Annotated in this window: 17 protein-coding genes; 12 read left to right on the top strand and 5 right to left on the bottom strand. The window is 73.0% G+C overall.

What is annotated here, in order from left to right:
- Positions 1–20: 20 nt before the first annotated feature.
- From fxsT to HNR57_RS36520, 8 genes are all read left to right on the top strand, one after another.
- Positions 21–4,454 (top strand): FxSxx-COOH system tetratricopeptide repeat protein, encoded by a 4,434-nt coding sequence (fxsT, locus tag HNR57_RS36555; protein ID WP_446696908.1) that lies wholly within the window; start codon positions 21–23, stop codon positions 4,452–4,454.
- Between the two features lie 67 nt (positions 4,455–4,521).
- Positions 4,522–5,697 carry a hypothetical protein gene (locus HNR57_RS36550; RefSeq protein ID WP_184567251.1) on the top strand — a complete coding sequence of 392 codons (1,176 nt, stop codon included), beginning with the start codon at positions 4,522–4,524 and terminating at the stop codon, positions 5,695–5,697.
- The gene (locus HNR57_RS36545; RefSeq protein ID WP_184567249.1) at positions 5,694–6,827 is read left to right on the top strand and encodes an effector-associated domain 2-containing protein; all 1,134 of its coding nucleotides are present in this window, start codon (positions 5,694–5,696) and stop codon (positions 6,825–6,827) included. The genes HNR57_RS36550 and HNR57_RS36545 overlap by 4 nt, the downstream gene beginning before the upstream one ends.
- A 97-nt stretch (positions 6,828–6,924) precedes the next feature.
- The gene (locus HNR57_RS36540) at positions 6,925–7,158 is read left to right on the top strand and encodes a hypothetical protein (protein ID WP_184567247.1); all 234 of its coding nucleotides are present in this window, start codon (positions 6,925–6,927) and stop codon (positions 7,156–7,158) included.
- A 94-nt stretch (positions 7,159–7,252) separates the two neighbouring features.
- A complete protein-coding gene (locus HNR57_RS36535; RefSeq protein ID WP_184567245.1) occupies positions 7,253–8,968 on the top strand; it encodes an HEXXH motif domain-containing protein in 1,716 nt (571 codons plus the stop codon).
- A gap of 100 nt (positions 8,969–9,068) precedes the next feature.
- Positions 9,069–10,295, top strand: coding sequence for an arginine deiminase (locus HNR57_RS36530; protein WP_184567243.1), 1,227 nt, complete (start codon positions 9,069–9,071; stop codon positions 10,293–10,295).
- 110 nt (positions 10,296–10,405) lie between these two features.
- On the top strand, positions 10,406–11,413 hold the full coding sequence (gene argF, locus HNR57_RS36525) for an ornithine carbamoyltransferase (RefSeq protein WP_184567241.1): 1,008 nt from the start codon (positions 10,406–10,408) through the stop codon (positions 11,411–11,413).
- A 103-nt stretch (positions 11,414–11,516) separates the two neighbouring features.
- Positions 11,517–12,947, top strand: a complete 1,431-nt coding sequence (locus HNR57_RS36520; RefSeq protein ID WP_184567239.1) for an amino acid permease — start codon at positions 11,517–11,519, stop codon at positions 12,945–12,947.
- Here the strand turns inward: HNR57_RS36520 and HNR57_RS36515 are convergent.
- Positions 12,904–13,371 (bottom strand): ATP-binding protein, encoded by a 468-nt coding sequence (locus tag HNR57_RS36515; RefSeq protein ID WP_184567237.1) that lies wholly within the window; start codon positions 13,369–13,371, stop codon positions 12,904–12,906. The two genes, HNR57_RS36520 and HNR57_RS36515, sit on opposite strands and share 44 nt — an antisense overlap.
- A 308-nt stretch (positions 13,372–13,679) precedes the next feature.
- On the opposite strand from HNR57_RS36515, the gene HNR57_RS36510 reads away from it, so the two are divergent.
- The 4 genes from HNR57_RS36510 to HNR57_RS36495 all read left to right on the top strand — a co-directional run bounded on the left by HNR57_RS36510 (position 13,680) and on the right by HNR57_RS36495 (position 19,154).
- Complete coding sequence (locus HNR57_RS36510) at positions 13,680–14,507, top strand: enoyl-CoA hydratase family protein (RefSeq protein WP_184567235.1); 828 nt, start codon at positions 13,680–13,682, stop codon at positions 14,505–14,507.
- Positions 14,507–16,867, top strand: a complete 2,361-nt coding sequence (locus HNR57_RS36505; RefSeq protein ID WP_376772332.1) for a bifunctional salicylyl-CoA 5-hydroxylase/oxidoreductase — start codon at positions 14,507–14,509, stop codon at positions 16,865–16,867. The genes HNR57_RS36510 and HNR57_RS36505 overlap by 1 nt, the downstream gene beginning before the upstream one ends.
- 10 nt (positions 16,868–16,877) lie before the next feature.
- Positions 16,878–17,828, top strand: coding sequence for an RNA polymerase sigma factor SigJ (sigJ, locus tag HNR57_RS36500; protein WP_184567231.1), 951 nt, complete (start codon positions 16,878–16,880; stop codon positions 17,826–17,828).
- A gap of 114 nt (positions 17,829–17,942) precedes the next feature.
- Positions 17,943–19,154 carry an NAD(P)/FAD-dependent oxidoreductase gene (locus HNR57_RS36495; protein ID WP_184567229.1) on the top strand — a complete coding sequence of 404 codons (1,212 nt, stop codon included), beginning with the start codon at positions 17,943–17,945 and terminating at the stop codon, positions 19,152–19,154.
- 21 nt (positions 19,155–19,175) lie between these two features.
- Here HNR57_RS36495 and HNR57_RS36490 read toward each other — a convergent pair whose 3' ends face one another.
- The 4 genes from HNR57_RS36490 to HNR57_RS36475 form a co-directional block, all read right to left on the bottom strand.
- A complete protein-coding gene (locus HNR57_RS36490; protein ID WP_184567227.1) occupies positions 19,176–20,249 on the bottom strand; it encodes an ABC transporter ATP-binding protein in 1,074 nt (357 codons plus the stop codon).
- The gene (modB, locus tag HNR57_RS36485; protein WP_184567225.1) at positions 20,246–21,097 is read right to left on the bottom strand and encodes a molybdate ABC transporter permease subunit; all 852 of its coding nucleotides are present in this window, start codon (positions 21,095–21,097) and stop codon (positions 20,246–20,248) included. The genes HNR57_RS36490 and modB overlap by 4 nt, the downstream gene beginning before the upstream one ends.
- A complete protein-coding gene (gene modA, locus HNR57_RS36480; RefSeq protein WP_184567217.1) occupies positions 21,094–21,909 on the bottom strand; it encodes a molybdate ABC transporter substrate-binding protein in 816 nt (271 codons plus the stop codon). The genes modB and modA overlap by 4 nt, the downstream gene beginning before the upstream one ends.
- 118 nt (positions 21,910–22,027) lie before the next feature.
- Positions 22,028–22,846, bottom strand: a complete 819-nt coding sequence (locus tag HNR57_RS36475; RefSeq protein WP_313675787.1) for a YhjD/YihY/BrkB family envelope integrity protein — start codon at positions 22,844–22,846, stop codon at positions 22,028–22,030.
- Between the last annotated feature and the right edge of the window lie 55 nt (positions 22,847–22,901).

Raw genomic sequence — 22,901 nt, 5'->3', positions numbered from 1 at the left:
GATCGTCGCCGCCTCCTTCGGTGTACCCCGAGCCGCCCGCGGGCGAGCGCGGGGACCGGGTCCCCGCCGCTCCCGACCCTTTCGTGCCGCGCTGGCAGGAGTTCGCCGACGCCGTGTGGCTGGCGGCGCACTGGAGCCGGTACGGCGGACCCGGCGGCACGGCCCAGGAGGCGCCGGCCGCCGCCCTGGACGGCGAGACCGTCCGCCCGCGGGAGTCCGGGACCGGACGGCCGTCCCCGCCGCCGGCGGCTGACGACGACGCACTCGCCGACCTGCCCTCGGCCGACGAGGAGGACGCTCCCGCCGAGCCCCAGCCGACCGGGCGGACCCCCGCCTCGCTCCCTCCGGCCGGCCGGTCCGTCTCCCGGCCCGACGGCCGTTTCTTACCGCACCCCGAAGGCCGCTTCACCCTGCACCTCGGGCCGCCGCTGCTGCCCCGGGCCGAACCCGACCCGTCCGGCCCCGGCCGCGTCACGGCGCTGCTCGCCCGCGCCCTGCATCACCTGGCCCGCCGCATCCCGTCCCGCAGCAGCCTGGAACTGGACGAGGAGACCACAGCGGAACAGGGCCTCGCCGACGGGCTGTGGATGCCGTTCCTGCGACCCGCCCGGGTCTCCGCCTTCGACCTGGTGCTGCTGTTCGACGACGCGCCCACGATGCGCATCTGGGAGGAGAGCGCCGCACGCCTGGCCCGTGCCGCCGAGCACAGCGGCGCCTTCCGGAGTGTGCGCACGATCCGGGTGACCGTGCCGCGCAACGGCTCCGCCACGCTGCGCTGGCCCACGGGCCGGGCCGTCGCCGACCCGGCCGAACTGCTCGACGGCCGGGGCAGCCGGATCTTCCTCGTCGTCACCGACGGACTCGCCCACGGCTGGGCCGCCACCGCCGCCGACGAACTCCTCGGCCGCCTCGCCCACGCCGGCCCCACCGCGCTCGTCCACCTGCTGCCGCCGCACCTGCGTCACCGGTCCTCGCTCTACCCGTACCCGGCCGTCCTGGAGGCCGGGGGTTTCGGAGCCCCCAACGACGGCCTCGGGCACTGGGCCCCGCCCGGCGGACCCGACCCCATGCGGCCGTTGCCCGAGGCGGGTGACGGCTCCGTCGCCGTCCCTGTGCTCTCCCTCAAACCCGCCTCCCTCGCCGCCTGGTCCGACCTGGTCACCGGCGGTCGCGGCGTCCGGCGTTCGCTGCCCGTGGTGCTGGCGGGTGCCCTGAGCAAGGGTGCCCCCGCCCCCGGTCTGCGCGCCCCGCGCCTGCCTCGTGCCGCAGGCGCCGCCGTACGGCGCTTCTTCAGCCTCGCCACCCCCTCCGCCCGCCGGCTCGCCACCCAACTGGCCGCTGTTCCCTTCGACTTCGACCTCGTGGAGCAGCTGCGCAGTCGGGTCATGCCGGAGACCGGCCCCGACCATCTGGCCGAGATCCTCATGGGCGGGCTGATCGACTGGGAGGGCGGGGAGCAGGGGCGTCCCGAGTTCGCCGAGGGCGTGCGCGAGGCGCTGCTCGCGACGACCACCCGTAGTCAGCTCGCCCGAACCGTCAGCGTGGTGGGCGACCTCCCCGCCGCGGGGGAACGGGGCGTCGCCCTGCGCGCCGCCCTGCACGACCCGCTGCGGACCAGGCTGCCCGACCCGGCCGAGCCCGGCTGGGCGCGCAGCGAACTGGCCGTGATGCGCGCCCTGTCGGGGCCCTACTCCGAGCGGGCCAAACGCATCGAACCGAATCTGTCCAGGTACGCGCCTCCCGCGGCCGGACAGGGGGAGAGCACCGCGCCCGCAGATCCACCCCCAAAGGTGAATAAACCGGGCGATACGACTCCATCCAGCCCAGCGGGCAGTGACCCGAATTCGGGAATTTCCGATCTGACTGGAGAATCCGCGCCGTCTTCGAGGGCCGGCGCGCACCGACAAGAGACCCCGGAGGCAGAGCCGCTCATGCAGCGCACCACGACCGCAACGCCGGCCCTACTGGTGAACGTGCCCATGCGCAACACCTCGTTCGTCGGCCGTCAGGCGCTGCTGAGGGCCGTGGAGGAGCAGCTCGCCGCCCAGGACACCGCGGCCGTGCTGCCCAACGCCCTGCACGGCCTCGGTGGCGTCGGCAAGTCCCAGCTGGCGCTGGAGTACATCTACACCCACCAGCGTGACTACCGGATCATCTGCTGGATCCCCGCCGAACGCGAGAGCCTCATCCTGGCCGCGCTCTCCTCCCTCGCCTCCCAGCTGGGCGTCGCCCCCGTCGGCCAGGACAGCATGGGCGCCGCGGCGGCCAACACGGCCGTGCCCGCCGTGCTGGAAGCGCTGCGCACCGGGACGCCGTACGACAACTGGCTGCTGGTCTTCGACAACGCCGAGGACATCGAGGCGGTGCGCGGCTACTTCCCGCACAACGGGCCGGGCAAGGTCATCGTCACCTCCCGGAACCGGGGCTGGGAACGGGTGGCCACCTCCCTGCCGGTGAACGTCTTCGAGCGCGAGGAGTCCGTCGAGCTGCTCCAGAAGCGCGCCGCCGACCTGCCGCGGGAGGATGCCGACCGGCTGGCAGAAGCGCTCGGTGACCTGCCGCTCGCCGTGGAGCAGGCGGGCGCCTGGCTCGGCGTCACCGGCATGGAGGTCGACGAGTACCTCGACCTGCTCGCGCAGCGCAGCCCGGAGATCCTGGAGATCGAGCAGAGCCCCGACTACCCGGTCTCCGTCGCCGCCGCCTGGGACATCTCCCTGGAGCGCATCAGGGAGAACAATCCGGGAGCCCGTCAGCTCCTCGACATCTGCGCCAGCATGGCCCCCGAGCCGATCCCGCGGTCGATCCTGCGCAGCAGCCGGGGCGTCAACATCACACCGCAGATCGACCCGATGCTCCGTGAGCCGATCAAGCTGAACCGGGCCATCCGCGACCTCAGCCAGTTCTCCCTGATCAGGGTCGACCCGCGCGCGGGCACCCTGCAGATGCACCGCTTGCTCCAGACCGTGCTCCTCGCCAAGCTGAGCGAAGAGGAACGCGAGCGGATGCGGGACGCCGCGCACCAGCTGCTGTCCGCCGCCAACCGGGGCCCCTACGGATCCTCCCAGGAGTGGCGCGACTACCAGGCGCTGCTGCCCCACGTCCTCGCCTCCCAGGCGGTTACCAGCACCGACCCCTATGTGCGCGACCTGGTCTACGACACCATGTGGTTCCTCTACTACTGGGGCGACCACGAAGGCGCAGCGGCGTTCGGCCGGCAGGCGTGGAGCGCCTGGCTCGCCGCCTCGGGCGAGGAGGACATCTATGTCATCCGGATGACCAAGGGCTTCGCGTTCCTGCTGCGTCAGATCGGCCAGATCGCCGAGTCGATCCCGCTGACTGAGAAGGCGCTGGAAGTCTCCCGCCGGGTGCAGGTCGAGCCGGAGGAGCTGATCGACTCGCTGTGCGAGATGTCCGACGCCCGCCGCTACCAGGGCCGGTTCCAGGAGGCGCGGGACCTGGGCAAGGAGGCCACCGAGCTTGCCCGTTCGCTGTTCGGCCCCGAAGACCCGGCCACCCTGCGGGGCAGCCACAGCTGGGGCGTCGACCTGAGACTGTGCGGGGAGTTCCGGGAAGCGCTGCCGCTGGACGAGGAGACCGCCCGCCAGCGCGACATGCTGCTCGGCGACGCCAGCTTCTTCACGCTCAACACCCTGCACTGCGTCGCCATCGACATGCGGGAGGCGGGCCGGTACCCCCAGGCGCGCGAATGGCAGGAGGACGTCTACCGCAGGGCGTTCACCTCGCTCGGCGAGAAGCACCCCCTGACCCTGCGCATCGCCCGTGACCTCGCTGTCTGCCGCCGCCGGGACGGTGACCTCGCCGAGGGTGCCAAGCTCGCCGAGGAGACCCTGCGCAACTTCAAGTCCCGCTATGGCGACGAGCACCTCGACTCGCTGACCACGGCCACCAACGTCTGCGTCGACCGGCGTCTGGCCGGGGACCTGGAGGGCTCGCAGCGCCTCGCGGAGTCCACCGTGACCAGGCTGGTCCGGCGCCTCGGACAGAACCACGCGCACACCCTGGTCACCAGGGCGAACCTGGCCGCCACCGAGCGGGCCCTGGGTTCGCTGGACACCGCGCAGGAGCTGGAGGACGACGTGGTGCACCGGCTGCGCGACACGGTCGGAGCGCGGCACGTCATCACCCTCACGGTCGGCATCGGCCAGGCCAACACCGCCTACGCACGACTCGACTTCGAGCGGGCGCACACCATCGACTCCGCCAACCTTCCGCTGCTGACCGAGGTCGCGGGCGGGGACCACCCGCTCACCCTCTCCTGCCTCTCCAACCTCGCCCTCGATCTGCGGGGACTCGGGCGCGGTGACGAGGCGGACGTGCTCCAGCGCAAGGCGGTGGAGGGCTTCGCCGGAGTGCTGCGCACCGACCACCCCTGGCTCCAGGCCGCCCGCCAGCGCCGCCGCATCGAGTGCGACATCGCCCCCATGCCCATGTGACGACGGTCAACTTCCGTGTGTTACTGGTAAGTTGATGTCACAAGGGCGGTCGTGTCACGGGGGGCGCATGACGGCGGTCGTGTTCGTCCATGGGACCGGGGTCCGCGAGCCGGGCCTCTCCGCGCTGGTCGCGCGGGTGACGGCCGGACTGGCCGGACAGTGCGACGGCCTTCGCGTCGTGCCCTACGCCTGGGGAGCGGTACACGGTGCCACGCTCGCGGCCGGCGGGGCCAGCCTGCCACCCCGGTCCGGCGCCACGCGCGGCATCGGCGAAGGCCCCTCAGGACCGCTCCCCGGCGACGAGGCGGCCGGGGCATGGGCCGCCCTCTACACCGACCCGCTGGCCGAACTGGCCCTGGCCGCCGCCGCTTCCGGCCCGGCCGTCGAACGCCCGCCCGGCACCGTGCCGCCGCAGCAGCGCATTCGTGCGCTGCTCACCGCACTCGCCGCCCGGGGCGACGAACCCGGGGCCGAGGCGGGCCCCGGGCTGGCCCGCGCCGCCGCCGATCTCGCCGCCCACCCCCTGCTCGGCCCCGCCGCCGAAGCCCTCGACCCGGCGGACCTCGCCATCCTCGCCGCCCGTAGCCTGACCGCCCGCCTCGTCGCCGACGCCCTCGACGCCGACTCCCCGCTGGTCCCCGTCGCCGAGACCCGGGACGCCGTCACCGACCGGATCGCCGAGGCCCTCGGCGCACCGCCCGGCGGTACGGAGCGCGGGCTGCGCTCCGTCCTGCTGCGGACGGCCGGAGCGGTGGCCGCGCGCGCCGTCGAGCGCCGCCGCCGTGCCATCACCGAGGCCGCGCACCCCGCTGCGGGCGACATCCTGCGCTATCTGAGCCGGGGTTCGGCCTGCCGGGACGGCCTGCGTGCCCTCGTCGCCGGCCTGGAGCCGCCCGTCGCCCTGGTCGGCCACAGCCTCGGTGGCGTCATCGCCCTCGACACGCTGATATCCGCCCCACTGCCCCAGGTCCGGCTGCTGGTGACGGCGGGCTCCCAAGGGCCCTTCCTCTACGAGTCGGGCTCCCTGCCGTCCCTCGAACACCCCGCGCCGCTGCCGCCGCACGTCCCCGCCTGGCTGAACCTGTACGACCCGCGCGATCTGCTCGGCCACGTCGGCGCGGGACTCTTCCCGGGCCGTGTCACCGACGTGGCCGTCGACAGCGGCCAGCCGTTCCCCGCCGCACACAGCGCCTACTGGACGAACCCGGCCGTGTACCGCCACATCACGGACCGTCTGCCGTGACCGGGGCCGGGCCGCTGCCGTCCGTCGACCCCGCCCGGGTGCACGCCCTCGTCGTCGGGATAGAGGCGTACGAGGCCGGCGACCCCTGGCGACTGCCCGGTCCCGCCCGCGACGCCGTCCGGTTCTGGCGGCTGCTGCGGGACGCCGGGGTTCCCGAGTCCAACCTGCGGCTGCACCTCAGCCCGCTGCCGCCCTACGCCCCGGACGTCCCCTACGGACGTGCGGACCAGGCCACCCTGCGCCGGGTACTCGTGCGCGAACTGTCCCCGGCCCAGGGCGACATGCTGTGGGTGTGGTGGGGCGGGCACGGCGTGCTGGACAGGTCCGGGCGGCTGCGGCTGTTCTGCGCGGACGCGGGCGTCGACGACAAGGTGGGCATCGACCTGGACTCCGCGCTCGCCCGGTACGCGGGCGACGCCGTGCCCGGGCTGCGCGAGCAGCTGTGGATCGTGGACGCCTGCGAGACATTCGAGGAGGACCTCGCCTTCCGGGAGGCGCTGCCCGCCGAGGCCCTGCCGGTGGGGCGCCCTGATCACGCGCACCGGCAGACCGTGCTGCGCGCCGCAGGCCGGGGCCGGGCGGCGGCCAACGACCCCGTCCGTGCCACGGGCCTGTTCTCCGACGTCCTGCTGGGTCTGCTGGCCGGCCGGGCGGCCGCTCTGCCGGCACCGCCCGATCCGGAGGAACTGTTTCCGGCCGTTCGGGCGCGCATCGCGGCCCTCAGGGAAGAGGGCCGTACTCTTCAGCATCCCGAGATCAGGCTCCAGGGCCCCGACCGCACCGAGACCCTGCCCCCGGCCGGACCGCCCGCCGCGCCGCGCCCCCTCGCGGCGTTGCAGCGGGTGGTGGAGGCCCTCCTCGCCTACCCCTTGATGCACGACCCCGACGAACGGCAGTCCCTCATCGCCGTGCTGAACCCCCGTGTCACAGCCGTGCTGCGCCGTCACAGCAGGGCACGCACCGATGTCGTCAACCTGGTCGGCGGGCTCGCCCGGCGGGACCCGGGCGCGCTGTGGGACCTGTTCGACGCCGTGGTGTCCCTTGACGACGATCCGGAACTGAGAGAGGAACTCGACGCCGCGACACGTGAGTTGGCGGCCACGTCGGAGCGTCGCAGTGATCGCCGATGATCAGTGGCGTGATCGTACGGTTTTCGCCCCGGGGGGTATTGGCCATGATGGAAAGACACGGGGCATCGCGTGCCACCGTGCGAGAAGGGGGAGCATCTTGGACCAGCCGCCCGCTCTGCACCACGCCGGAGCCGCCGCACCTGTACCGGTCGTCGCCCCCGCGCGGACCGATGTCTGGGAATCCGATCTGGCGGACCTCGCGGCGCTGCCCCTGAGCGCCGTGGACGGTCTCCCCGCCCTGCCTTCCACCGCGCGCCTGCTGACCGAAGTGCTGCGCGCCCGCAGCAGTATGCGGAGCGGCGAAGGAGGACCCAGCGCCCGGGCCGATTGACCGCTGCCCGTCCTGAGGGCAGAGCCCCGGTGCGGCACCCGTACGCGCACCGGGGTCCCCGCATGTCCGCCAACGCGACCGGAGGTCCGCGACGATGACCAGCGAGCAGCACCTCGCTCCCTTCCGCATGCCGGACCGGCTCTTCGCGGAGCTGGCCGCCGGAGGCGGCTCGGCAGCGGCCGTCGCCTTCCTCGAACGGGCAGAGCGGGCACGGCGGTTGCTGCTCCTGCGCACCCTCCTCGGTCACCTCGACTCCCTGCCCACGCCCCTCACGCCCGTCGCCGAGGCCTGGCGGGTGCTGAAGGAGGCGGCCGAGAAGGCCCCCGAGCCGGTCGAACGGCTGCTGCTGGCCCCGCCGACCGGCGGCTGGATCTCCCACATGCTGCGCCGGGTGCACGGCACGGCGACCGGGCCGCCGCTGTGGGCGGAGGCGGGCCACCTGAGCGCGCTGGCCCTCTCGGCATCCCTGCACGCGGGCACGGAGACGGCCTTCGACGTTCCGCTCACCGACGGGCGGCTGCCGCTGCCCGGACTCGGGATGGTCCAACTCCCCGAGGCGGGACAGGGCCTGGCGGTCGGCCGGGCCACGACGGCCGGGGGAGAGCTGACGGTCGAGGGGCCGGGCCGCACGAACGGCTCGGTGCGGGTGACGTGCCGTCCGCTGACCCGGCGTGAAGGCACCGGCACCTGGCTCCCGCTGCGCACCCTCGCCCACCCCCGCCCCGACGGCGGAGCCCCTGGCACCGTCGTACTCGAAGACCTCGACCCCTACCGCGATCTCGACGACCACCTGCCCCCCGCCCGGCTCGACGAGGACGAGGCGCTCGAGTGGCAGCGGCTGTTCGGCGAGGCCGCGCGGATCCTCGCCCGCCCGGGCACGCCGGGCCCCGGACGGGTCGACCCCGCCATGATCCGGGCGATCGTGCCGTTCGGACGCACCGGAGTCAGCCCGCCCCCGCTGCCCTTCGTGCAGGTGTCGGCCTCCAGTGGCGACTCCTTCGGCGGCATGCTCATCGTCCGCCCGGCCTCCGCGATCGCCCTCGCCGAAACGCTGGTGCACGAGCTCCAGCACAGCAAACTCGCCGCCCTCCTGCACCTGTTCCCGCTGCTGGAGGACGACCGGGCCGAGCGTTACTACGCCCCCTGGCGCACCGACCCCCGCCACCTGACCGGTCTGCTGCACGGCGCCTACGCCTTCACCGGCGTCGCGGGCTTCTGGCGGGACCGGCTGGCGGATGCGCTGAGCGCCGACACGCTGAGCGCCGAGGCGGTCGAGCGCGCCGGATACTTCTTCGCCCTGCGCCGCCTGCAGAGCCGCCTGGCCGTGCGCACCCTGCTGACCAGCGGCCGGCTGACCGTTCAGGGCCGCGCCCTGGTGTCGGGGCTCGCCCGCACGCTGGACGGCTGGCTGCGGCAGGAGGTCCCCCCGGCCGCACTGGGCCGGGCGCGTACCGCCGCCGCCCTGCACCGCACCGAGTGGCGGCTGCGCAACGTCGTACCCGCCCCGGCCGCCCCGGCCTCCGCGCCGTCGGACCTCCGCTTCCGCCCCGACCGCACCTCCTGGCCGGACACGCGCACCCACGGCTTCGCCACGCGTCCCACCGTGCCGCGCACCGCCGACGAGCACCTCGCCGCCGGTGACGCGGCCGCCGCGCTCGCCCGGTACGCGGACGTGCTGGCCGACGCCCCGGCCGAGCCGCATGCCCTCGCGGGCTGGATCGTCGCCCGGACGACCGTCGAACCGGGCCGTGCGGCCCGCCGGATGCTGGCCCGGCCCGAGGAACTGCTGGAGCCGTCGCCTCGGGTGTGAGCCGGTCCTGCCCCGCTTGTCGTCGCCGCGACGAGAACTGGCGGTGACGGAAACGGCCGAGGAGCGCGTCAATACGCCCTCCGATGGTCAGGATGGAGGCATGGCATACCACGTCCACTCCGAGGCCGGGCGGCTGCGCCGCGTCATCCTGCACCGGCCCGATCTCGAGCTCAAAAGGCTCACCCCCAGCAACAAGACCTCGCTGCTCTTCGACGACGTGCTGTGGGTGCGCAGGGCCCGCGCCGAGCACGACGGGTTCGCCGACGTGCTGCGCGACCGGGGTGTCGCCGTCCACCTCTTCGGGGACCTGCTGGCCGAGACCCTCGAGGTCCCGGCGGCCAGATCCCTCGTCCTGGAGCGGGTCTTCGACGAGAAGGAGTACGGCCCGCTGGCCACCGACCCGCTCAGAGCCGCCTTCGAGAACATGCCCGCGCGGGAGCTGGCCGAGGTCCTGGTCGGCGGCATGACGAAACGCGAGTTCCTCGACGTGCACCCGGAGCCGACCTCCGTGCGCTTCCACGTCATGGAGCTGGACGACTTCCTGCTGGGCCCGCTGCCCAACCACCTGTTCACCCGTGACACCTCCGCCTGGATCTACGACGGTGTGTCCATCAACGCCATGCGCTGGCCCGCCCGGCAGCGCGAGACCGTGCACTTCGAGGCGATCTACCGGCACCACCCGCTGTTCCGCGACGAGACGTTCCACGAGTGGTCGAAGGGCCAGACCGACTACCCCTCCACCATCGAGGGCGGGGACGTGCTGGTCATCGGCAACGGGGCGGTGCTGATCGGCATGAGCGAGCGCACCACTCCGCAGGCCGTGGAGATGCTCGCGCACAAGCTGTTCGCCGCCGGGTCCGCCGAGACGATCGTGGCCCTCGACATGCCCAAGCGGCGTGCCTTCATGCACCTCGACACCGTGATGACGATGGTCGACGGCGACACCTTCACCCAGTACGCGGGCCTCGGCATGCTCCGCTCGTACACCATCGAACCGGGCGTCGGCGAGAAGGAGCTGAAGGTCACCGACCATCCGCCGGAGCACATGCACCGCGCGATCGCGGCCGCCCTCGGCCTGAACGAGATCCGTGTGCTGACCGCCACCCAGGACGTGCACGCGGCCGAGCGCGAGCAGTGGGACGACGGGTGCAACGTCCTCGCCGTCGAACCCGGGGTCGTGGTCGCCTACGAGCGGAACTCCACCACCAACACCCACCTGCGCAAGCAGGGCATCGAGGTGATAGAGATCCCGGGCAGCGAGCTGGGCCGGGGGAGGGGCGGGCCGCGGTGCATGAGCTGCCCGGTCGAACGGGATCCGGTGCGGTAGGGCCGGCGGGGTTCCCCGGGGCTCCGGGCCCCCGACAGCATCTGTATAGGCATTCCGTCTTTCGTATAGTATTCCAGAGGTCTGTGTCCCCGTATCCCTGGAGCGCCCTCATGGCGACTGTCCCGACCGCCCTCGCCGGCCGCCACCTCCTCAAGGAGCTGGACTTCACCGAGGAGGAGTTCCGCGGTCTGGTCGAGCTGGCCGCCGAGCTGAAGGCCGCCAAGAAGGCCGGGGCCGAGACCCAGTACCTGCGGGGCCGGAACATCGCGCTGATCTTCGAGAAGACCTCCACCCGCACCCGCTGCGCGTTCGAGGTCGCGGCCGCCGACCAGGGCGCCTCGACCACGTACCTCGACCCCTCCGGCTCCCAGATCGGGCACAAGGAGTCGGTCAAGGACACCGCGCGGGTGCTGGGCCGGATGTACGACGCGATCGAGTACCGGGGTGACAGCCAGCAGAAGGTGGAGGAGCTGGCGGCGCACGCCGGTGTCCCCGTCTACAACGGGCTCACCGACGACTGGCACCCCACCCAGATGCTCGCCGACGTGCTGACCATGACCGAGCACTGCGCCAAGCCGCTCAGGGAGGTCTCCTTCGCCTACCTGGGCGACGCCCGCTTCAACATGGGCAACTCCTACCTGGTCACCGGCGCCCTGCTCGGCATGGACGTCCGCCTCGTCGCGCCGAAGGAGTACTGGCCGGCCGAGGAGGTCGTCGACCGGGCCCGCGCGCTCGCCGCCGGCAGCGGCGCCCGCATCACGCTCACCGAGACGGTCGGTGACGGCGTGCGCGGAGCCGACTTCGTCGCCACGGACGTCTGGGTCTCCATGGGCGAGCCGAAGGACGTCTGGGCCGAGCGCATCGCCGCCCTCGCCCCCTACGCCGTGACCATGGACGTCCTGCGCGCCACCGGCAACCCGGACGTGAAGTTCCTGCACTGCCTGCCCGCCTTCCACGACCTCGGCACCAAGGTCGGCCAGGAGATCCACGCGGCCCACGACCTGGAGTACCTGGAGGTCTCCGACGAGGTCTTCGAGTCGGCCCATTCGGTGGTCTTCGACGAAGCGGAGAACCGGATGCACACCATCAAGGCGGTCATGGTGGCAACCCTGGCCTGAACAGGCCTTATGCTGACCGGCGGCCCGGAAACACCCCTTCTCCGCGGCCGCCGCGCGACGAACCCGTCGCACTGCCGCACCACCAGAAACGAGCACCACCCGCATGCCCCGCTTCAAGTCGTCCCATCTCCTGGTGGCCGAATCCGGCGCCGACCGCGAAGGCCACGGCCTCCGGCGCACGATGGGCCTCTTCCAGCTCATCTGCTTCGGCGTCGGCGCCATCGTCGGCACCGGCATCTTCGTCGGCCTGTCCGACTCGGTCGCCCAGGCCGGACCGGGCGTCGTCGTCTCCTTCCTGCTCGCCGCGATCACCTGCGTCTTCACCGCGTTCGCCTTCGCCGAGCTGGGCGGCGCGATCCCGGTCTCCGGCTCCTCGTACTCCTTCGCCTACGCCGGTCTCGGCGAGGGCACGGCCTTCCTCGTCGGCTGGTGCCTGCTGCTGGAGTACGGCGTCTCGGTGTCCGCGGTGGCGGTCGGCTGGAGCCAGTACGTCAACGAGCTCCTGGACAGCCTCGTCGGCCTGCACCTGCCCACGGCCCTGTCGGCCGGCCCGGGCGAGGGCGGCGTGGTGAACCTCCCGGCCGTGATCGTCATCGCCATGGCCGCCGTCCTGCTGGTGCGCGGGGTGCGCGAGAGCGCCCGGGCCACGGCGGCGATGGCCGTGCTGAAGCTCGCCGTCCTGGTGGCCTTCATCGCGATCGGCTTCACCGCCTTCGAGGACGGCAACCTCACGCCGTTCTCGCCGACGGGCCTGGCCGGCATCGGGGCGGGCACGACCGCCGCCTTCTTCTCGTACATCGGCTTCGACGCGATCACCACCGCCGGTGAGGAGGCGAAGAACCCCCGCCGGGACATCCCCGTCGCGATCCTCGTCTGCATCGGCCTGGTCACGCTGCTCTACTGCGCCGTCGCACTCGCCGCGATCGGCGCCATCGGCGGCGACGCGGTCGGCGGCCGCCCGGCGGCACTCTCCTACGTCGTCAACCAGGTCACCGGCTCCACCGTCGGCGGCGGGGTGATCGCCTTCGGCGCGGTCGTCGCCATCGCCTCGGTCGTCCTCGCCGTGATGTACGGCCAGACCCGGATCCTGATGTCCATGTCCCGTGACGGGCTGATCCCGCGCGTCTTCGAGAAGGTCTCGCCGAAGACCTCCACGCCGGTCGCCGGCACCCTGATCGTGGCGGTCGTCTTCGCGCTCCCGGCGGCCTTCGCGCCGCTGGACGCGGTGGTCAACCTGTGCACCATCGGCACCCTCGCCGTCATGGCCGTCGTCAACCTCGCGGTCATCGCCCTGCGCCGCCGCGAGCCCGGCCTCGCGCGCACCTTCCGGGTGCCGCTGTACCCCGTCACCCCGCTGCTCGGTGTCGCGTTCTGCCTGTACCTGATGTACGAGACGGGTGCGACGACGTGGATCCAGTTCGCCGGGTTCCTCGCGGTCGGCGCCGCCCTGTACCTGCTCTACGGGCGGCGGAACTCCCGGCTCGCCGCGGTCACACCGACGGACGCCGCTGAGCCGGTACCAGAGGCAGTCTGAACCAGACCGCCTTGCCGGACTCGGTCGGCCGGTGCCCGCAGGAGGAGCTCAGGGTGCGGATCAGCAGCAGCCCGCGCCCGTGCTCCTGCCAGGGGTCGGGCGGTCCGCCGGCCGGACAGGTGAGGTCGCCGGGCGGGGCCGGGTCGGTGTCGTGGACCTCGACCTGGCAGCCGGACGGCATGAGCTCCACGACCAGCTCTATCGGCGACTCGCCCGTGGTGTGCTCCACCGCGTTGGCCACCAGCTCCGCCGTGAGCAGCTCCGCGGTGTCGCAGTCCGCGCCGTGCTCCAGCTCGGCCAGCGCCGTACGGACCAGGGCACGGGCCACGGGCACCGCCGCTGCGGTGTGCGGCAGCGCGATCCGCCAGGAGGCGGGGGCTGAGGAGAGTTCGTACACGGCGGGTCCGTTCATGGAGCAGGACATCCTGCTTTCAACCTGATGAATGGTACGGCGCCGCTCTCCGGGGACGTCCGAGGGGCACCGCCGGAGGCGCCCTTGCCTCCTTGCCGGACGGCTTACCCAGGTGAACGCGGTGCCGCGCACAGCTGCTCCAGCCGTTACGCCGGTGTGGACGATCTGTGACGGATGTGACCGGCCCGGGTCACGCCGGGCCCGCACCGAAGTCCTACCCGGACGGTCTATCGCGCACTCATGACGACAGTCACGGATGAGTGATAGCTTCGGGGGGTAGAGCTCAGCGAGACAGTGCCCGCCCGAGGAGGCCGCACGTCATGAGTCCCTTCACCGGCTCCGCCGCCCGCACCCCCGGCTGGGAGCATCTGCGCGTCGGCGTCGCCGACGGCGTCGCGACCGTCACCCTGGCCCGCCCCGAGAAACTCAACGCGCTCACCTTCGGCGCCTACGCCGACCTGCGCGATCTGCTCGCGGAGCTGTCCCGGGAGCGGTCCGTACGGGCCCTGGTGCTGGCCGGCGGGGGCCGCGGCTTCTGCTCCGGCGGCGACGTCGACGAGATCATCGGCGCCACCCTCGGCATGGACACCGCCCAGCTCCTGGACTTCAACCGGATGACCGGCCAGGTGGTCCGCGCGATCCGGGAGTGCCCGTTCCCGGTGATCGCGTCGCTGCACGGCGTGGCGGCGGGCGCCGGTGCGGTCCTCGCCCTGGCCGCGGACTTCCGCGTCGCCGACCCCACCGCCCGCTTCGCCTTCCTCTTCACCCGCGTCGGCCTCTCCGGCGGCGACATGGGCGCGGCCTACCTCCTGCCCAGGGTCGTCGGCCTGGGCCACGCCACCCGCCTGCTGATGCTGGGCGACCCGGTCCGCGCCACCGAGGCGGAGCGCATCGGCCTCATCAGCGAACTGACGGAGGAGGGCCGGGCGGACGAGACCGCACAGCAACTGGCCCACCGCCTGGCGGAGGGCCCGGCCCTGGCCTACGCCCAGACCAAGGCCCTCCTGACGTCCGAGCTGGACATGCCCCTGGCGGCCTCGATCGAGCTCGACGCCTCGACCCAGGCGCTCCTGATGACGGGGGAGGACTACGCCGAGTTCCACGCGGCTTTCACGGAGAAGCGCCCCCCGAAGTGGAGCGGACGATAGTGGATGCACCTGAAGGGGCGCGGGGAACTGCGCGACAAGCCACCGAGGACCCGCACCCGCACACGGGCGAGAACCACCCCCTGCGCGTGGCGATCATCGGCGGCGGCCCCGGCGGCCTCTACGCCGCCGCCCTCCTCAAACGCCTCGATCCGGAACGGCACATCACCGTCTGGGAGCGCAACGCCCCCGACGACACCTTCGGCTTCGGCGTGGTCCTCTCCGACGAGACGCTCGGCGGCATAGAGCACGCCGACCCGCAGGTCCACGAGGCCCTCCAGCGGCACTTCACCCGCTGGGACGACATCGACATCGTCCACCGCGACACCCGCCACACCTCCTCGGGGCACGGGTTCGCGGCCCTCGGCCGCCGGCGCCTCCTGGAGATCCTCCACGCCCGCTGCCGCGAACTCGGTGTCGACCTCCGGTTCCGCACCGAGGCCCCGGATGACCTGCCCCGCACCCACGACCTGGTCATCGCAGCGGACGGCGTCCACAGCACGACCCGCGAGAGGCACGCGGACGTCTTCCGCCCCCGGGTGACGAACCACCGCTGCCGCTACATCTGGCTCGCCGCCGACTTCCCCTTCGACTCCTTCCGCTTCGAGATCGCCGAGACCGAACACGGAGTGATGCAGCTCCACGGCTACCCCTACGCCCCCGACGCCTCGACGGTGATCATCGAGATGCGTGAGGAGGTCTGGCGCGCGGCCGGTTTCGACGAGCTCGACGAGGCGGAGTCGGTCCAGCGCTGCGCCAAGATCTTCGCGGAAGCGCTCCGCGGCCGCCCCCTGAAGTCGAACAACTCCACGTGGACGACGTTCCGCACGGTCGTCAACGACCGCTGGTCGCACGGCAACCTCGTCCTCCTCGGGGACGCCGCCCACACCGCCCACTTCTCCATCGGCTCCGGCACCAAGCTGGCCGTCGAGGACGCCCTGGCGCTCGTGGCCTGCCTGGAGGAGCAGGACTCCCTGCCCGAGGCCCTGGCCGCCTACGAGGCCGAGCGGCGCCCGGTCGTCGCCTCCACACAGCGCGCGGCACGCGCCAGTCTGGAGTGGTTCGAGAACCTCGCCCTCTATCTGGACCAGCCGCCCCGCCAGTTCGCCTTCAACCTGCTCACCCGCAGCCGCCGCGTCACGCACGACAACCTGCGGCTGCGCGACGCCCGCTTCACACAGACGGTGGAGCGGGAGTTCGGCTGCCCGCCCGGCACGCCCCCCATGTTCACACCGTTCCGGCTGCGCGGACTGACCCTGCGCAACCGGGTCGTCGTCTCTCCCATGGACATGTACTCGGCCGCCGACGGCGTCCCCGGCGACTTCCACCTCGTCCACCTGGGCGCGCGGGCGCTGGGCGGGGCCGGGCTGGTGATGACCGAGATGGTGTGCGTCAGCGAGGAGGGCAGGATCACGCCCGGCTGCGCCGGCCTCTACACCGGCCGGCAGGCCGAGGCCTGGAAGCGGATCACGAACTTCGTGCACGAACAGGCGCCCGGCACCGCGATCGGCGTGCAGCTCGGCCACAGCGGTCGCAAGGGCTCCACGAAACGGATGTGGGAGGGCATGGACGAGCCGCTGGAGGAGGGCAACTGGCCGCTCGTGGCCCCCTCGGCGCTCCCGTACAAGCCCTTCAGCCAGACGCCGCGCGAGCTGTCCCGCGCCCAGCTCACCGACATCCGGGAGCAGTTCACGGCATCCGCCGTCCGCGCCGCCCGGGCCGGCTTCGACCTGCTCGAACTGCACTGCGCGCACGGCTACCTGCTGTCCGGGTTCCTCTCCCCGCTGACCAACCGGCGCACCGACGCCTACGGCGGCTCCCCGGACAAGCGGCTCCGCTTCCCGCTGGAGGTCTTCGACGCCGTACGCAACGTGTGGCCGGGCGAGCGGCCGATGACCGTCCGCATCTCCGCCACCGACTGGGCCGACGGTGGGACGACCGCCGAGGACGCCGTCGAGATCGCGCGGGCCTTCGCCGCGCACGGCGCCGACGCGATCGACGTGTCGACGGGGCAGGTCGTGGCGGACGAGCAGCCGGAGTTCGGGCGGTCGTACCAGACGCCGTTCGCGGACCGGATCCGCCACGCCACCGGCATCCCCGTGATCGCCGTCGGCGCGATCTCCTCCTGGGACGACGTCAACTCCCTGATCCTCGCGGGCCGCACCGACCTCTGCGCGCTCGCCCGCCCGCACCTCTACGACCCCCACTGGACCCTGCACGCGGCGGCCGAGCAGGGCTACACCGGACCGGGCGCGACCTGGCCGGCCCCGTACCGCGCGGGCAGCCGCCGCCCCCAGACGGGCCGCCTGGACGCCCCCAAACCGCGACTGGATCTGGGAGGCGGCGCAACCGGGGGACGTTAGGATCCGTGGCATGCCCCTGACCCTGGACGACGTGGACCGGTTCGAGGCCTTCAGGCCGCGCCTGGAGGCCGTGGCCTACCGGCTCCTGGGATCGGCGAGCGAGGCCGAGGACGCCGTGCAGGAGACGTTCCTGCGCTGGCAGGGCGCCGACCCCGACCGAATCGAGGTCCCCGAGGCCTGGCTGACGAAGGTCCTCACCAATCTGTGCCTCAACCAGCTCACTTCGGCCCGTGCCCGGCGGGAGACGTACGTGGGTCAGTGGCTGCCCGAGCCGCTGCTCGCCGGGGACCGGATGCTCGGACCCGCCGACACCGCCGAGCAGCGTGAATCGGTTTCGTACGCGGTGCTCGTCCTGCTGGAGCGGCTCTCCCCGAACGAGCGGGCGGTGTACGTGCTGCGGGAGGCCTTCGACTATCCGCACCGGGAGATCGCCGAGATCCTCGACATCACCGAGGCCTCCAGTCAGCAGATCTTCCACCGAGCGAAGAAGCACGTCGCCGACGGCAGGGCCCGCACCCGCACCGAGATCGACGAGGCCGCCGCGCGGCGGATCATCGACGAGTTCCTCGCGGCCGCCGCCAGCGGCCGGACCGAGCCGCTCGTGCAACTGCTCACCGGCGACGCCGTCGCGGTCGGCGACGGCGGCGGGAAGGTCCCGGCCCGCGCCAGGGCGTTCGAGGGCGCCCTCGCGGTCGCGAAGTTCATGCGGGGTCTGTTCAAGCCCAGCGCGGCCAAGCGCGCCCTGGTCGGCGGCTCGCCCGACGTCTACGCCTGGACCGCCAACGGCGACCCCGCCCTCGTGGTGGTCCTCGACGGCCGGGTCATCGGCGTCATGTGCCTGGAGATCTCCGCCGACGGCATCGCCGCGTTCCGCAACCAGGTCAACCCCGACAAGCTCGAACGCGCGACCCGGCTGTGGGCCGCCGGCGACCACGGAAAGCCCCTGCTCACGGTCTTCTGACCCGACCTGCCGCGATGTGATGTGGCTCACATCGGATTCCTGTCAGGGAACGGCGGGCCGCCCGGTTCAAGAGGCGAACCCGCTGAAGACAGCCGTCATGACAGGAGCCACGCCATGCAGCACCGCATCGTCGTCCTCGGGGCCGGCTACACCGGAGCCACCGCCGCCGGGCGTCTCGCCAAGCGACTGCACCGCGAAGACGTCGCCATCACCCTCGTCAACGCCGAGCCCGACTTCGTCGAGCGCGTCCGGATGCACCAGTTCGCCGTCGGCCAGGACCTCGCGCCCCGGCCCTTCGGCGAGATGTTCGAGGGCACCGGCGTCGCACTGAAGCAGGGCAAGGTCACCGCCGTCGACGTGGACCGCAAGACCGTCACCGTCGCCGCTCCGGGAGGCGCGGGAGTGGGGGAGGACGAGGTACTGGCGTACGACACCCTCGTGTACGCCCTCGGCAGTGGCTGGAACGACCAAGGCGTGCCCGGTACCGCCGAGCACGCCCACGAGATCGCCGGCCGCCCCGGAGCGCTCCGGCTGCGCGAGCGCCTGGCCGGCCTGGCCGCCGGAGAGTCCGTGGTCGTGGTCGGCGGTGGCCTCACCGGCCTGGAGGCCGTGACCGAGATCGCCGAGACCCGCCCGGACCTCGATGTCGCCCTCGCCGCCCGCGGCGGCCTCGGCGACTGGCTCTCGGCCAAGGGCGCCCGGCACCTGCGCAAGGTCGTCGACCGGCTGGGCATCACCGTCCACGAGCACACCGCCGTCACCGCCGTCGAGGCCGACCACGTCACCACCGCCGACGGCGCGAGCATCCCGGCCGCGGTCACCGTGTGGACCACGGGCTTCGCCGTCCACCCGATCGCCCGGGCCACCACCCTGGAGGTCACCGGCACCGGCCAGATCGTCGTCGACCGGACCATGCGCTCGCTGTCGCACCCGGACGTGTACGCCGTCGGCGACGCGGCCCTGGCGATGGGCCCCGGAGACAAGCCCCTGCGGATGTCGTGCGCCTCGGGCGTCTTCACCGCCTGGCAGGCCGTCGACGCCATCGCGGCCCGTCTGACCGGCGGGAAGGTCCCGAACGTGCCGGTGCGCTACTACAACCAGTGCATCTCGCTGGGCCGCAAGGACGGCCTGATCCAGTTCGTCACCGCGGACGACCGCGCCGTCCGGTCGGCCCTGACCGGCCGGCTCGCCGCCTTCTACAAGGAGATCATCTGCAAGGGCGCGGCCTGGAGCGTCGCCCACCCGATGGTCATGGCGGTCCGGCGCCGCCGCGTCGTGCCGGAGGCCGTCGTCGCGGAGGCCTCGCCGGTCAGGACGGCGGCCTGACCCGTGGGGACGCCGACCGCCTCAGACCGGGTAGGCGTGGGTCTGCGCCGCCTTCACCGTCGCCCAGACCTCCGCGCCCGGATGGAGGCCCAGCTCCGCCGCGGCGACCGTCGTGAGGTCGGCCGCGAGGGGGAGTTCTCCGGTGAGGTCGGCCCGGATCTGGTCGCCGTGGGTCTCCAGACCGGCCACCTCGCAGCGCCACAGGTTGCGGGCGCTGGAGCCGGAGGGCCGGTCGCGGTGGAGGGTGACCGCGCTGGGCGGGAACGCCACGAAGACCGGGCCGGACAGCACCTCGGTGGTGGTGAGGGGCGGCCCGTCGGCCAGACGGACGGTGTGGCCGTCCGCCTCGCCCCGGTAGAGGTTCAGGCCGACCAGCCGCGCGATGTAGTCCGTGCGGGGGTGGCGGGCGATGGCGGCCGGGGTGCCCTCCTGGACGACCCGGCCGTGCTCCACGACCACCAGCCGGTCGGCCAGCACCATCGCGTCGAGCGGATCGTGGGTGACGAGCACGGCCACCGCCTCGAACTCGGCCAGATGCCGCCGGAGCCCGGCGCGCACCTCCAGGCGGGTACGGGCGTCCAGGGCCGCCAGCGGCTCGTCGAGCAGCAGGAGCCGGGGCCGGGTCGCCAGGGCGCGGGCGAGCGCGACGCGCTGCGCCTGGCCGCCGGAGAGCCGGCGCGGCTTGGCGCCGGTGTGCGCGGCGAGGCCGAGGCGGTCGAGCCACTCGGCGGCCTGCGCACGGGCCTCCGCCTTGCTCGCGCCCTGGCAGCGAGGGCCGAAGGCGACGTTGTCCAGGGCCGTGAGGTGAGGGAAGAGCAGATAGTCCTGGAAGACGACACCGACGGGACGGGCCTCCGGCGGCGTCCGGCCCAGCTCGGTGCCGTCCAGCCGCAGATGACCGCCGGAGAGCGGAGTCAGGCCGGCGAGGGCGCGCAGCGCGGTGGTCTTGCCGGCCCCGTTCGGCCCGAGCAGCGCGACGACCTCGCCGGGCGCGACGGACAGCGTCACGTCGAGCCGGAAGCCGCCGCGGTCCACGACGAGACGGGCGTCGAGCCCGTCCACCGAGGGGGCGGTGGCGAGGTGGGTCTCGGTCATCCGGCACGCATCCAGCGGTCACGCAACCCCGCCAGCACCGCGATCGACACCGCCAGCAGCACCAGGCTGAGGGCGATCGCGGCCTCCGGGTCGCTCTGCAGGGCCAGGTAGACGGCCAAGGGCATGGTCTGGGTACGGCCGGGGAAGTTGCCGGCGAAGGTGATCGTCGCGCCGAACTCGCCGAGCGCCCGCGCCCAGGCGAGGACCGCGCCTGCCGCGATGCCCGGAGCGATCAGCGGCAGCGTGACCCGCCGGAACGCGGTGAAGCGGGACGCTCCCAGGGTGGCGGCCGCCTCCTCGTAGCGGGGGTCGGCGGCCCGCAGGGTGCCCTCGACGCTGATGACGAGGAACGGCATCGCCACGAACGCCTCCGCGATCACGACCCCGGCGGTGGTGAAGGGCAGCGTGATCCCGAACCACGAGTCGAGCCACCGCCCGACGATGCCGTTGCGGCCCAGCGCCATCAGCAGCGCCACACCGCCCACGACCGGCGGCAGGACGAGGGGCAGGGTGACGAGGGCGCGGACGAGGCCGCGGCCGGGGAAGTCGACGCGGGCCAGCAGCCAGGCCAGCGGCACGCCGATGACCAGGCTCACGCCGGTGGCGAGGGTCGCGCAGATCAGCGAGAGCTTGAGAGCCTGCCACACGTCCGGACTGGTCAGCTGCGCGGGCAGGCTGTGCCACGGGGTCCGCACGAGCAGGGCGACCAGCGGGACGATCAGGAAGGCCACGCCGGTCAGCGCGGGAAGCAGCAGCGGCAGCGGGACGCCCGTCCGGACGCGACGGCGCCGCGGACCGCCCCGCAGGACGCCGGCCGCGGCGGGCGGCTTGCCGGCCGGGGACGTCACGGCTTGAGGAACCCGGCCCCGCTCAGGACCTTCTGGCCCTCGGCGGACCGCACCAGCGCGATGAACGCCCTGGCGGCCTCGGCGTTGGGCGCGTCCTTGAGCAGGGCGATCGGGTAGTCGTTGACGGCGTCGGCGGATTCGGGGAACTCCACGCCCTCCACCTTGTCACCCGCCGCGCGCACGTCCGTCGTGTAGACGACGGCTGCGTCGGCCTCCTTCAGCTCGACCTTGGTGAGCGCTGCCTTGACGTCCTGCTCGTAGGAGACGGGGGTGAGCTTCAGCCTGCTCGCGTCGAGGGCCTTCTGTGCGGCGGCGCCGCACGGCACCTCCTTGTCGCAGAGCACCACCTTCAGGTCCGGTGCGGCCAGGTCCTTGAGGGAGGAGACCTTGTGCGGGTTGCCCGGCAGGGTCGCGATCTCCAGCTTGTTGCGGACGAACGCCGCGGGTGTGCCCGAGGCGTCCCCGGCGTCCGTGACGATCTTCATCGTCTTGGGGCTGGCCGAGGCGAAGACATCCGCCGGGGCTCCGCCGGTGATGCTCGCGGCGAGGGAGTCGCTGCCGCCGAAGCTGAAGGTGACCTTCGTGCCGGGGTGCTCCTTCTCGAACCGCTCGCCCAGCGTCGTGAAGCTCTCCTTCAGCGAGGCCGCGGCGAAGACGGTCACCTCACCGGAGAGCTTGCCCGGCCCGGAGGAGTCCGGCTTCGCCGAGGAGTCCGCGCCGGACGACGAGCAGGCACTCAGGGCCAGCAGGGCTGCGGCTCCCCCCGCGGCCACCTGGAGCGGGCGGCGGGTCCGGCGCACGGTACGGGTCATCACGGGTCTGCTCCCTCGGGTGGTATGCGCCGATGATAATGCCGCAGATGCCAGGGAAAAGCCCCCTGTATGTTCGCATGAGCCGGGATGAGGATCGCTGGGGGTGGCAGGTGCGTTCCTACGGGAGGGCCGGCGGGGGCCGGGTCTGACCGGCCTGGTTCCGGCGCCCGTGGCGATCCAGCACCCAGCGGCCGAGGAGTGCCCCGCCGTAGACGACGTAGCCCACGCCGATGAGCCAGGACTCCACGACGAGGACGACGCCGACCGCTCCGTAGTTGATGGCGTTGGTGACGATGAGGGGGGTGAAGACGAAGTAGGAGAACAGGCGCAGGCCGACGAGCCCCGCCATGGTGGCCACCGCCCCGGGGAGCAGATCGCTCCAGCGGACCTGTCCGCCCAGCAGGAAGCGCTGGCCCCACCAGAAGAACAGCACACCGGACGCCGAGCTCAGCGCGATCCGCTCCGGCCCCGAGACGAGGCTGCGCGTCTGCACCTCCTGGTACAGGTACGCGGTCATCGCGATCATCCACGCGGCCTGGCGCCAGACGCGATGCCACGGGCCCGAGGGCAGGCTCCAGATCCGTTCGTAGCCGTTCTGCACGCTTCCGCCGAACGCGACGCCGAAGATGGCGAGCGCGACCCCGCCGAGCACGCTCGTGGTGCCGATGACCTTGCGCGGAGGGCTGATGATGTCCGTGAGCACCCGCGCGGACCGCCCGGACAGCCCCATGCCGTCGGCCAGCCACAGCGCGAAGCCGCCCCGCCCCAGCGGGTCGGCGGCGGCGACCACGATCAGCAGCGGTGCCAGCGTCACCAGCGCGAGCGTGGCGAACCCGGTGGCCCGGTGCAGCAACTCCACGTCGCGGCCCTGCCGGATGAGCGTGTGGGCGCCGGCCCGCCGCCAGCCGCCGTGCACCGAGCGCCCGAGACGCTTCACGGGAGCCGGTCCGTGCGGGGGCCTGCCGTCCTCGGTGGTGTGGTGACGGTCATCC

It is taken from the genome of Streptomyces paradoxus (genome assembly GCF_014202475.1).
Lineage (GTDB): Bacteria > Actinomycetota > Actinomycetes > Streptomycetales > Streptomycetaceae > Streptomyces > Streptomyces paradoxus.
Note: the sequence above shows the minus strand (reverse complement) of the source record. Positions and strands in the feature narration are given on the sequence as shown.